Origin of the sequence: Sphaerobacter sp. (genome assembly GCF_019683595.1) — a bacterium.
Lineage (GTDB): Bacteria > Chloroflexota > Chloroflexia > Thermomicrobiales > Thermomicrobiaceae > Sphaerobacter.
The window spans coordinates 1-11,567 of the sequence record NZ_JADGHZ010000113.1 but is presented as its reverse complement, the minus strand read 5'-3'; the positions used below and the strand labels follow the sequence as shown (position 1 = coordinate 11,567).

Sequence of the window (11,567 nt, the reverse complement as noted above, 5' to 3'; positions counted from 1 at the left end):
CCGCGCGGCCGGCGGCGGCCGCGGCCCCCGGCTCCGCTCAGGATGACAAGGACGAGACCACGGTGACCGGGACATGTACCACGGTAATTCGTCAGACTCCATCACCCCCGGGCTGACAAGCAAAGCCGGCTGAAGCTGGCTGGGATCTTGGAGTGCGGCGGCCGAGCCGCCGCTTTGGTATGGCGCGGCCTCAGCCGCGCCCGGTTTGGTTTCCCGGAGGCGGCGAAACACGGGCCGGGTGGCGCGACGGATCCCACGCCGCGGCGTGTGCCCGGGGCTCAAGCCACCGGGCTGACACGGCGAAGCCCACTGAAGGGGCTGGGGATGCGACGTCCGGCTGGGTGCTGGATTGCAGCAGCAGGGGTGAATAAGGGAGCCCGTCTATTGGGCTTTTCATATTCAGCCCGGTGGCTCTATCCCCGGGCTCCATCGGGATGGCGGGAACCGTATCGCCTGAGTGAAAACCTGGCTCTGTCCTAGCCCGCTTTAACGGGCTTTCCTTGTGAGCCCGGCGGCTTTAGCCCCGGGCAGGTGGCACGCGGTGGGATTCTCTCACCACCCATTCAGCGTCCCGACGACGGTGCGACACCTGCCCCGGCGCGGCCGATGCCGTGCCACACCTAAGCGGCCGCTTAGGCCGCCGCACTCCACAGCGATCCCCGTCTGATTGGTCAAGCGCCGCGCGCCGGCGTGAGTCGTGGGTTGGACGGCCGTGATCCTGTCGGACTGGGCCGTCAGCCCACGCGATTGCGGCTCGGCTGCGGAATGCTGCCCAGACTTGCCTCCGTCGCGGGACGGATCAGGTAGTGCATTGACACCGCGCCGATGGTGATGAGGTCCCCGTCGCGCAGTACGGCCGATCGGATCGGCGTGCCGTTGATCCGCGTGCCGTTGCGGCTCTCCCGGTCGGTCAACTCGTGCCGGCCGTCCGGCCGCAGCGAGATCTCGGCGTGGTAGGCCGACACGGTCGGGTGGTCGATCACCAGATCGTTGTTCCCGAATCGGCCGATCCGCACCTGCTCGCTCGTGAGCGGAAAGGTCTTGCCGCCGACCACCAGGCGCGGTGTCGTGCTGGTCCGCCCATTCGCACCGCCGAGCGCGGCGACCCGCTCCCAAAAGCCGGCCAGCCGGTCCACGACATCCGGCGCCAGGGCTGTGACCGGCAGCGCAAAGACGAAGAAGATGGCCGCCCCGGAAACGCGCGCGATCGGATCGTCCCCCGCCTGCACGGCGCCGCGCCAGAGGAGCACCAGTTCGATCACCCACAGGATGGTTCCGGCCACCAGGATCAGGTTGAGCCACGACGCCCCGTTCATCGTTGCACCCTCCTTCCCCGGGTCGGTTGTGCCGGCAGTATACGCTAGACTGGCCACTCGACGCGCGTGCCCGCCGGGCACGACGTGTGCGCCGTATCCTTCCGGTACGGACGAGACCAGCTCCAACTGCGACAGTCCACGTATGTGCGTGGCGCTACTGCTCGTTGAACGAACGACGTGAGGGACGGTGAAGCCCATGGAGGACCGCGACCGGGCCGAAATTCTCGCCGAGATCCTGCGGGAGCGCCTGCCGGGCGTGCAGCGGACGATCGAAGAGTGGAGCGTGCCCCACGCTGACCCGGTGAACTACGCCCAACTCAAAGATCTGATCTGGCAGGTACTGGCGCCGCTGGGCCTGAGCCTGATCGGCTTTCGTGCCGCCGAGCGGGCCGCCCTGGAGGGGGCCGACCCGGACCTCCTGCAGGAACGCGCGCTGTTTGCCCGCATCGGGGAGGACGCGGGGCGCGTCCTCGATCGCCTCCTCGCCGCCGCCGGCGAGGTGCGGTAGGGACGTGAGGCGTGATGCGTGTTCCGTCATGCGTCATGCGTCCCCCTCACCCCCGGCCCCTCTCGCACGGAGCCCACCAGGGGAGAGGGGAGAATGACGGATGACGCGTGACACATCACGCCTCACTCCTCCTCCCACCCGAAGGCGATCTGTTCCTGGATCGCGGAGATGGCGCCGGTCTCCTCGGCGCTGGTCGTCTGGAGCCGGCGGAGGGCGGGCCGGACTTCGGCCAGGATCGCTGCCGGCCGCTCGTCGTAGGGGCAGCGCTGGGCGTTGTGCCAGGCGTCGCTCAGCGTTGCCAGGAGCGTGCGGGCGTGGGCGGGGGAGAGGTCGTTCACGATGATGGCGAGCGTTGCCCGTGCGGCGTCGTCCGGCTTGCCGTGGCGGCTGTAGAGCAAGCTGAGGGCGAAGATTGCGGGCACGCCCAGGTCGGCCGGAACCCGATTCACCAGGAGCGCCAGGAGCTCACGCTGGGTTGACTCGACGATGTCCCAGAAGAGGGGCGAATAGCGCAGGAACGCCTTGCGGTAATCCTCCAGCCCGGCGGGACCGGAGAAGTGGCGCGCCCACTCCGCCGCACGCTGTGCCCGCAGGTCGGCGGTCGTCGGCTGGGCGTCGCCGTCCTCGTGGCGCTGTCGTCGTCGGAAGATGGCCACCATTGGGTTCCTATTCGGGCACGCCGGACGCCCGGGCCGGGCCGGCGCGCTCGCTGTCGCCATGCTCACGTCACCGACCGGCAAGGATACCAACCGCCGGGGTCAGCCGCTCACACGTGCTCTTCGACGAGCGCCGGTTCCGATGGCTGCTCGGTGCGCAGCAGGCGTGCGACCGTCGCGATCGCCAGGAGCAGGAGCGGGATCGTGAGGAGCGAGGCGACCATTGGCGCCTGCGGCCGCCAGCCGTAGAGCCACCCGGCCACGAACGGCGCCGCCGCCATGCCGGCGCCGGCCAGCAGCTCGGCCAGCGCATAGACCCGCCCGCGGAGCCGCTCAGAGGACACCTCACCCAGCGCCGCGTAGAAGGTGGACCAGGCCAACATAAACCCGCCACGCAGCAGATAGGCGACTGCAAACCAGAGAAAGCCGCGGCCGACCAGCAGCAGCCCGAGCATCCCGGCGACGGCCGTGATCCCGAGTGCGATCCCCGCCAGCGGTCGGCGCAAGGGTCCGACCCGGTTGATCAACAGCCCCAGCATGGCGCTGCCGATAGCGGCACCCGACCCGAGCCACCCGATGTGCTCGATGCTGATGGAATGGACCTCTTGCAGGAAGTTCGGCGCCAGCGTGACGCCCATCGTCAGCACGAAAATGGTGGCGAACATGAGCATAAGCACCAGCCGGATCGGCCGCTCCACAAGCGCCGAGCGGTACGTGACCGGTGGTCCATCGTGGCTCGACACCGACCCTCGCTCGATGGTGGAGAAGATCGCGGCGCCGGTGGCAGTCAGCCCGGCGGAGATGAAGAGGAGCGCGCGCAGGCTGACGTGCTGGGCGATGAAGCCACCCAGCGTCGGCGTGATCAGGTAGGCGGCCGACGGCCCTACCGTGTAGATCAAGGTGAAGGCGCGCGTCCGCGCCCACCCGTTGCCCGCCCGCTCGGCGATCGTGCTGGACAGGGCCGGGAACGCGATCGTTCCGGCCGACAAGATGAACACCCCGGGGATCAGGTGCCACCACGACTGCGCCAGGCCGAGCAGGAACGTGCCGAAGGCCGCCACCAGCCGGGCGCTCACGATCAGCGTGCGGGGCGGGAGCCGGTCGCTCAGCATGCCACTCGGGATGAGAAACACGAGGCGACAAAGGCCGAGCAGGCCGATGACGAGGCCGATCTGCGGCGGACTGGCGCCAAGGGAGGCGATGTAGATCGGCCAGAGGGTTTGGTAGATCCCCAGGCCTCCCTCATTGAAGATCATGCCGAGAAAGATTCGCGTGTTGTCCCGCCCGAGTCCGAGACTCAGCCTCACCACTCGCAGCTCCTTGCGATGTCGTGGAACAAAGACGACATCCCCCGCTGACGCGTGGAACCGGCTTAGTATAGCCGCGTGCGCGCCGGGCAACTACTGTCCTCCGGGTGCGGGGTGTGGCGCTCGCCGGGGAGAGCCGCCATAATCGGGGGCGAGCGACGATGAGGCCGATCCCCAGGGGAGGAAAGAGGAGGATCATGATAGATCTGATCAGCGATACCGCGACCCGACCGTCACCCGAGATGCGCCGCGCCATGGCCGAGGCGCCGGTCGGCGATGAGCAACTCCGGGAGGATCCCACCGTCAACCGCCTGCAGGAGATGGTAGCGGAGCTGACCGGGAAGGAAGCGGCCCTCTTTCTTCCGTCGGGAACGATGTGCAACGCCATCGGGATCAAGGTTCACACCAACCCGGGCGACAAGATCGTGCTCGAACGCTGGGCGCACCCGTACACGTCGGAGGCCGGCGGGCCGGGCCTCCTGGCCGGGGTCATGACCGCCTTGATTGAGGGTGAGCGCGGCGTCTTCACTCCCGAGCAGGTCGAGGAGGCGGTGCAGCCTCAGGGCGGCTTCCACTCGGCGCCGGCGACGCTCCTCTGCCTGGAGAACACACACAACCGCGGCGGGGGCAAGGTCTGGCCGCTGGAGACGTTCCAGGCCGTGGCCGAGACCGCCCACCGGCTGGGCATGAAGGTCCACCTGGACGGCGCCCGCCTGCTGAACGCCGTCGTGGCTAGCGGCATCCCGGCCAAGGTCTGGAGCCAGCACGTCGACACCGTCTGGATCGACCTCTCCAAGGGCCTCGGCTGCCCGATCGGCGCCGTGCTCGCCGGCGATCGGGAGACGATGGAGCGGGCGCGACGCTACAAGCACATGTTCGGCGGGGCGATGCGCCAGGCCGGGATCATCGCCGCGGCGGGTGTCTACGCGCTGGAGCACAACGTCGAGCGCCTGGCCGAGGACCACGCCAACGCCAAGCTGCTCGCTGCCGGCCTGAGCGAGATCCCCGGCATCGCCATCAACCCGGCCGAGGTCGAGACGAACATCGTCTTCTTCGACGTGTCGGGCACCGGCCGCTCGCCGCAGGAGCTGTACGACGGGCTGATCGAGCGCGGCGTGCGCATGGGTTCCCCGACCGCGACCCGCTGGCGCGCCGTCACCCACCTCGACGTCTCCCGTGCCGACATCGAGCGCGCCGTCGAGGTCATGGAGGCCGTCGTCACGGGGCGGGGGTAAGCGCCGCGCGACCGTCGCACTGCGTCAGGTCCAACCGCTCGGCGCGTGCCCGGGGCTAAAGCCGCCGGGCTGACAATGAAAAAGCCGGCTGAAGCCGGCTGGGATGACGCAGGGCTGGCGCCTCGGCATGATGGATCCCGCCGCGCGGCGGACATCCAAGAATGTTGTCGAACTCCATAGGGCTGATAAAGAAAAAAGCCGGCTCTAGCCGGCTTTCGTTGTCAGCCCGGGATTCAGCCCCGGGCACATGCCCCGGTCCGGGAGCCGCCGGCAGCGGCGACGGGCTCAGGCGGCGGCTCCCGAACCGGGGCTGTGTTGCTCACTCCGTCGGCTCGGCGGCCGGCGGCATCCAGGCGCCGACGTGCCCATGCCAGCCGAGGAGCTCGCCGCTTTCCGCGTCGAGGACGATCACGATCGTGCCGTTCCCGCAGATGGACGAACCAGCCTCGGGGCACTCCGGCGGCATGAGTGCGTTGGTGAGTTCGACGTGCCAGACCGGGGCGTTCTGCTCGAGCCCGTCCGGCGCCGACATCCCGAGTGCGACCGGCTCCGCCAGGGACGTCAGCCGGACGTCGGCCGCTTCTGCCGACTCGTTTCCGCCGAGGTCGCGGACGACCTCCCGCGCGCGGGCAATGGCCGCGTCGCTGGTTGACAGGGCAGCATCCGGCGATGGGCTGGCCGGCGGCTCCAGCACGGGCACCGGCGCCATCGATCGAGCGATGGTCAGCAACTCGTCCGTGGTCAGCACGCGACCGCCATCCTCGACCGGGCCGCTCTCGAGCCGGACCGTCGTCGGCCCGCGCTGCCACCAGATCTGGTTCATCTGGTCGCCCTCATGCACCCGTGCGATGGTGCCGTCGCCGAGGTCCACTTCCACCGCCGCGTCGTAGATCTCCGCGGGCATCGTTTCGCGCGTCTCTTCATACGGCGACGCCTGAGTGATCGTGAGGACGCGCTTCCCATCGGCATCGCGGTAGGTGAACTGAACGCTGGTGAAGCCCGGCAGCCGCATCGGCGGCAGCGTCTGCTCCAATTCGATCCCTTCCGGCAGCCAGGCGGGCGCGACCAAGTCGAACCCGGCGGCTGCCTGCAGCGCGCTCAGTTCCGGGGTGGCAGTCACAGCCACCGTGGTCGGCGTCGAGGCCGGCGTCGGCGTTGCGGTTGCCATGGGCTGGAAGCCGGTGATCATGGGCTGCGCGCCTGGTCCGGTCTGTTCTTCCACTCCTGCCCGCTGGCGCAGGATCGCGCCGACCACCGTGGCGACGAGCGCCACCACCAGCACGGCTGCCACCATCTCCAGCCACTGCCGCGCCCAGCGGCGCTCCCGACGCGTACTGGCGATGTCGGGTGGCAGCGCCGCGCGCTGCTCCCGGTGTCCGTTCAACAGCAGCGGCACGACGTGATCGTCGATCGCAGCGCCTGCCGACGGTGCCGGCCGCCTCAACTCCTGCGCGAGCCACGAAACCGCCCGTGCCGGGTAGTCCGCATCGGGCAACTCCGCTTCCCCGAGTCGCCGGACCTCGCGCGCGAGCGCGCAGAGGCTCGCCAGATCGGGGTCGGCAACCGCGTCGATCGCCGGCTCCTCACCCCGCTGCAGCGCGTCGATGTAGCGGTCCAGTTGCTCGGCTGGTGACTCACCTCTCATCGTCGAACTCCCTCCTCTACAACGCGGCTGCGGAGCGCCGCCAGCGCGCGGTGCTGCAGGGTGCGGATAGCCCCTGGGCTGCGTCCCATCAGTGTGGCCACCTCGGCCACAGGCCGGTCCTCGATCAACCGGAGTCGGAGCACGGTCTGGTAGTCGGGTGGGAGGGTCGCGAGGTGAGCCCGGAGCCGGTCAGCGGTCAGCCGATTCAAGACCTGCTGCTCCGGGCCCGCCGTCGTCGCTGGCAGGTGGGCCGCGTGGTCGATCGTGACCAATGTCGGCCCCTGGCGGCGCCAGCGATCGCGGAGGAGGTTGCGTGCGACCGTGGTGAGGAACGCGCGGAAGGGTACGCCGCGCTGTTCGTAGCGGTCCAGTCCGCGCAGGGCGCGCAGAAAGACCTCCTGAGTAAGATCCTGCGCCTCAGCCCGATCCTGCACGCGGTGGTAGATCAGCCCATACACCGGCTGCCATTCGCGCCGGAAGAGCCGATCCAACGCTCGCTGATCCCCCTGTTGTGCCCGTCGCAGCAAGTCATCGTCGCTCATCACGTCCCCCTTCTACGAGCAGGAACGTAATGGCGGTTGCGGCGTTACGCGGGAGAGGCATAGGGAGCTGGACCCATCAATCGACGGCAGGCGAACGGCACGGGCCGGGACGGGTGGCGCGAGGATCCTCGCGCTGTGGTTGGTGCCCGGAGGTTATGAAGTTTGACGACTTACATCGATGTACGCCGTCGGCAGCGGCTGGACACCGTATCACCGGGGTCTGACCCCGATTCTCCCCAGCCCGCTAGAGCGGCTTTCGGTGTGTGCCCGGGCGTGAACCTCCGGGCACACACCGACGCCGATGGCTGCTGTCGCGGCACGGCGCTGACAAACCGTGCCTACCCCACGATCCCGGCCAGACGGCGGGCGGACTGGCGCAGGAACCAGACGAGGCGGTTCTGACCGCGGGTCAGGTCGGTGCGCAGCAGGTGGTAGCGGTCGCTCCCCGGCTCCACCTTGCCGAGCTCAAGCGCGGGGGCCAGCTCCGGCAGCGGCGGGATGCCCCGTGCTGGGTCCTGGCGGAAGCGGCCGTCCCGGCTGTAGCCCACGCTCACCAGGAAGCGCGCCAGCATCCGCTGCGCTGCGTTGGCTCGCCGCACCACCGGGTCGTCGACCTCGCGGTCCATCAGCCCCTCGGTCTCCTCGTAGAAGCGCTCCAGCGCCTGACCGAGGTTGTGCGCGGCCTCGAGCGAGGGGCGGAAGTCGAAGGCGTCACCCACCGCGGCCTGATACCGCCGCAGGTGCTCCTCGATCTCGCGCACCGTCGCCCGGTAGTCGAGCGGGTAGATCGGCGCGTTGAGGGTGCGCAGCAGCACGGTGGCGTACACGCGCATGTCGCGCAGGAGGTTGTCCCGGTCGGCAATCTCCATCGTGTCGTCCTCGGTGTGCCACGCGATGTTCCCACCGCATCCGCCGACCGCGTAGTAACCCTTCTCGCGCACCAGATCCTCGGGCATGGTCGAGGACAGCATGAAGTAGGTGGAGATGCCGAGGTTGTTGAACGAGCAGTCCCCGGCGCGCAGCGGGCGTGCGCCGCTCGACTCCTGCCCGGTAACGTCCCGGATCGCGGTCTGGCACAGGTCCGCGGCCTCGGCCATCCAGGCGACGTCGCGGTACTCCGTCGCCCAGCGACAGCCGGGAGAGTCGCAGTTGACGTGGGCGACACAGTTCTCGCTGAGATCCTGAGCGAAGGTGTCGGCGTACCAGGTGGAACCCGCGTAGCGCCCGTGCGAGTGCCCGGACCACCAGGCGATGCGAATGGTGCGCTTGAGTCGGTCGCGGTGGCGCTGGAAGACCCGCGCGATCTCGAGCAGTGTGGCGTCGCCGGTGGCGTTGTCGCCGATGCCGACGTGCCAGGAGTCGAGGTGCCCGTGGAAGAGGACGAACTCGTCCGCCGCCTGGCTCCCCGCGATCTCGGCGACGATGATCGGGATCGGCCGCCAGCTCGTCTCTACCTGATTCGAGAACGCCACCCGTACCGGCCCCTCCCGCAGTGCCTGGATCAGCGCCTGCCCATCCGGCCGGTTGATGGCCAGCACCGGCACCGGCGGGACCCGGCCGACCGACGTCAGGTCGGGCGAACCCCAGGCCGTGGTGGTGATGCCCTCGTGGATGCGCTCGCCGGGGTTGATGAAGATGGCGGCGATGGCGCCGGAGCGCTCCAGATCGAGCCCACGGGCGGCGATGCCGAGCCCCTCGGTGATGACGACCTTGCCGCGCAGGTCGACATCACCCGTCCGGCGCGCGGCACCGAACAGTTCGCCGATGTCGCTGGCCTGGCTGCCCGGCACGTAGACCAGATCGCCCTCGACTTCCTTGCCGTCGGTCGATGGCGAGAAGGAGAAGGTCTTGACCCGGAACTCCCTGCCGTTGTCTCCCAGCGTGCGCAGGGTCGCCGGGCCGGGCAGGCTGATGAGACAGGTCGGCCGATGGACGGTGTAGGGCACGCCCCAGGCGGAGAGCCGCTCAGTGATGTACTCAACGGCGGCCGCTTCATCGTCGCTGCCGGAGAGCCGAACGAGAGTGCTGAAGCGTTCCAGGAGCGCCCACGGCTCGTCGAGTGAGATGTCGCGGAGGATCAGTTCCTCCGTTTCAGGGTCACGCCAGGAGGTTTGCATGGTTCGTCCCTTCCCATGTCGAGACCAACCGTCGGTGACAACTCAAAGGCACGCGTCGCGCGCCTGCCACCCTGTCCCGGGAGGGATCGCTCAAGGCCGGCAGGCGTCGCCGGCTTTGTAAAGCACCCGAATGGTAACGCAGCCCAGCGCGGAAGAAAAATGCGAGCCCAGGGTTGGCCGGGTGCCTGCCATCCTTAGTAGCCGGTCACTCTCACCCCACCATCCGGGATCGTCAGCGAGACTTATGCTGTCATCCCTGGCCACCGGCCACCATCACCGTGTCATCCTTCGCGGAGCGAAGGATCTCTCGGTGGGGCGGTCACTTCGGCTACAGATCCTTCGCTCGGCCCAGGATGACAGCGCCCGTGCTCGTTGCATGTCAACGCGACGTTGTGTAGTCTTGAGATAGTGTAAATATGAAATCTCCAAAGCTCATGGATGGAGCCTGATCATGAGCCGCTCCGGCCGTGCCACCAAGATCATCCGCCCCCTGCGGAACGGCCAGATCACCATACCGGCCGAGTTCCGCCGGGAATTGGGGATCACCGAGGACAGCATCCTCGAGATCACGCTGGAGGACGACACGCTCCGCATCACGCCGCTTCAGGTGCGGCGGAGTCCTGGGTCGCAGTGGATCCGGGAGCTCTACGAGCGCTTCGAGCCCGTCCGGCGTGAAGCAGCGGCGATGGACGAGGTCGAGATCAACCGCGCAATCGACGAGGCGGTGCGCGGTTCCCGACGCGCGGAGCCGTAATGCGGGTCGTCTTCGACACTGTGGTCTTCGTGCGTGGTCTGATCAACCCGCACGGGCGATGGGGTGAGTTGCTCTTCGAGCATGCCGACCGTTACGTGCTCATCCTCTCGCCGGCCATCGCTGAAGAGATCCTCGCGGTGCTGCGGCGGCCTGAGCTGACCCGCAAGTTCCGGTCGCTCTCGAACATCGGCGTCGGCGATATCATCGCCCTACTGGCGCAGGCGGACGTGGTCCAGCCGGCTGAGACCCCGGCGGTCTGTCGCGATCCCAACGACGACAAGTTCCTCGCGGCGGCTGTGGCGGGCGATGCCGACTTTCTCGTCTCCGAGGATGCCGACCTGCTCGTCTTGGGCGAGTATCGAGGGATCCCGATCGTCACCGCGTCCGCGTTTCTTCGCATCCTCCAGGAAGACAATGAGGAGTAGGGGTGGTAGCCCCATCACCGCAACCGGACGCGCATGATGCGTGGGCCGCGGCCGTCGTCCAGGGTGAACCAGACCTCATCGCCGGCGACCCAGAGGGGGTAGGAGGCCGCGGTGGCAAGCCCGGTGAGCGGCACGACCGTGCGGCCGTCCGCGGTGAGGAGCAGCATCCGGTCGTCGAGCGCGGCCGCTAACCAGCGACCGTCCGGCGACCAGGCCATCCCCTCGGCGGCCTCGCTGCGCACCGCCTCCAGCGCCTGGGTCACGTCGTGGGTGGGCGCAAGGTGGAGTGAGTCCGTCGCGGCGCGCCCGGCGCCGAAGTGGCGCACGCGGTAGGCGAGCCACGCGCCGCCGGGCGCCGCGGCAAGGTCGGTCACGGCGACGCCGCGGTCCGCCCCGTGCGCGCGGAGGGTGAGGAGCGGTGTGGATTCGGCATCGGGCAGGGTGACGCGGTTGAGCGTCACCCGCTGCGGCAGCCCCTCTCGCCACGCCTCGGGCACGGCGTAGACGAGCGTCCCGGCGTCGGTCCAGGCCGCGACCGGAGGCACGCGGGTGTCGGCTTCCGTGGCGTCGGGCCAGCGGGCGACCTCGCGCGGCGGCAGATCCCATCCGGCCAGCCACAGGGCGACGCTGCCGTCCGCCTCGTCGACCACGAAGAAGGCGACGGAGCGACCGTCGGGCGCGGCCAGGGGACGTGCATAGCGCCGGGTCTGGTCATCACCGATGCCGGCCGGGTCGAAGCGCTGGTAGTCGACCGCCTCGAAACCCGGCGTCTGGGCCAGCAGTGGGGGCGCGGGGTAGAGCGCCAGCCGGCTTGGCCCGTCCGGGGCGCCCGGTGTCGCCGACGTGACGCCGAGCAGCGCCGGTTCCGACGCGAACCAGTCGAGGTCGGTGGCGCCTTCCAGCCACCACTCGGGCTGCCCGCTGCGGCTGCGAACGACCGACCGGTCGCCGCCTTGCAGGATCAGGGTGTAGCTGTCCGGGCCGGGGCGGCTCACCGGGCCGGTCTGTAGCGTCGACGGCAGCCCCGGCACCGGTTCCGGCGACAGCGGCACGACCGCGGCG

General features: G+C 69.2%; 10 protein-coding genes and 1 pseudogene. 4 read left to right on the top strand and 7 right to left on the bottom strand.

Going from position 1 to position 11,567, the window contains the following annotated elements; genetic code table 11:
* Positions 1-734 precede the first annotated feature (734 nt).
* Positions 735-1,316, bottom strand: coding sequence for an FHA domain-containing protein (locus IRZ30_RS11890; protein ID WP_294085388.1), 582 nt, complete (start codon positions 1,314-1,316; stop codon positions 735-737).
* Between the two features lie 196 nt (positions 1,317-1,512).
* Between IRZ30_RS11890 and IRZ30_RS11885 the strand changes: the two genes are divergently transcribed.
* Positions 1,513-1,824, top strand: coding sequence for a hypothetical protein (locus IRZ30_RS11885; protein WP_294085386.1), 312 nt, complete (start codon positions 1,513-1,515; stop codon positions 1,822-1,824).
* A 122-nt stretch (positions 1,825-1,946) separates the two neighbouring features.
* Here IRZ30_RS11885 and IRZ30_RS11880 read toward each other — a convergent pair whose 3' ends face one another.
* Entirely contained in the window at positions 1,947-2,483 is a 537-nt protein-coding gene (locus tag IRZ30_RS11880) for a hypothetical protein (protein WP_294085384.1), read from the bottom strand.
* Between the two features lie 107 nt (positions 2,484-2,590).
* Positions 2,591-3,787 carry an MFS transporter gene (locus IRZ30_RS11875; protein ID WP_294085382.1) on the bottom strand — a complete coding sequence of 399 codons (1,197 nt, stop codon included), beginning with the start codon at positions 3,785-3,787 and terminating at the stop codon, positions 2,591-2,593.
* A gap of 197 nt (positions 3,788-3,984) precedes the next feature.
* Between IRZ30_RS11875 and IRZ30_RS11870 the strand changes: the two genes are divergently transcribed.
* Positions 3,985-5,022 carry a GntG family PLP-dependent aldolase gene (locus tag IRZ30_RS11870; RefSeq protein ID WP_294085380.1) on the top strand — a complete coding sequence of 346 codons (1,038 nt, stop codon included), beginning with the start codon at positions 3,985-3,987 and terminating at the stop codon, positions 5,020-5,022.
* Between the two features lie 319 nt (positions 5,023-5,341).
* On the opposite strand, the gene IRZ30_RS11865 is transcribed toward IRZ30_RS11870, so the two are convergent.
* The 3 genes from IRZ30_RS11865 to IRZ30_RS11855 form a co-directional block, all read right to left on the bottom strand.
* Positions 5,342-6,667 (bottom strand): hypothetical protein, encoded by a 1,326-nt coding sequence (locus tag IRZ30_RS11865; protein ID WP_294085377.1) that lies wholly within the window; start codon positions 6,665-6,667, stop codon positions 5,342-5,344.
* Positions 6,664-7,209, bottom strand: a complete 546-nt coding sequence (locus IRZ30_RS11860; protein WP_294085375.1) for a sigma-70 family RNA polymerase sigma factor — start codon at positions 7,207-7,209, stop codon at positions 6,664-6,666. The genes IRZ30_RS11865 and IRZ30_RS11860 overlap by 4 nt, the downstream gene beginning before the upstream one ends.
* A 338-nt stretch (positions 7,210-7,547) precedes the next feature.
* Positions 7,548-9,326 (bottom strand): M28 family peptidase, encoded by a 1,779-nt coding sequence (locus tag IRZ30_RS11855; RefSeq protein WP_294085373.1) that lies wholly within the window; start codon positions 9,324-9,326, stop codon positions 7,548-7,550.
* Between the two features lie 451 nt (positions 9,327-9,777).
* Here IRZ30_RS11855 and IRZ30_RS11850 point away from each other — a divergent pair, with 451 nt between their 5' ends.
* Positions 9,778-10,080, top strand: a complete 303-nt coding sequence (locus tag IRZ30_RS11850; RefSeq protein WP_294085371.1) for an AbrB/MazE/SpoVT family DNA-binding domain-containing protein — start codon at positions 9,778-9,780, stop codon at positions 10,078-10,080.
* A complete protein-coding gene (locus IRZ30_RS11845; RefSeq protein WP_294085369.1) occupies positions 10,080-10,505 on the top strand; it encodes a putative toxin-antitoxin system toxin component, PIN family in 426 nt (141 codons plus the stop codon). Before IRZ30_RS11850 ends, IRZ30_RS11845 begins: the two co-directional genes overlap by 1 nt.
* Before the next feature lie 14 nt (positions 10,506-10,519).
* Here the strand turns inward: IRZ30_RS11845 and IRZ30_RS11840 are convergent.
* Positions 10,520-11,567, bottom strand: a pseudogene (locus IRZ30_RS11840) (hypothetical protein); the annotation flags it as partial.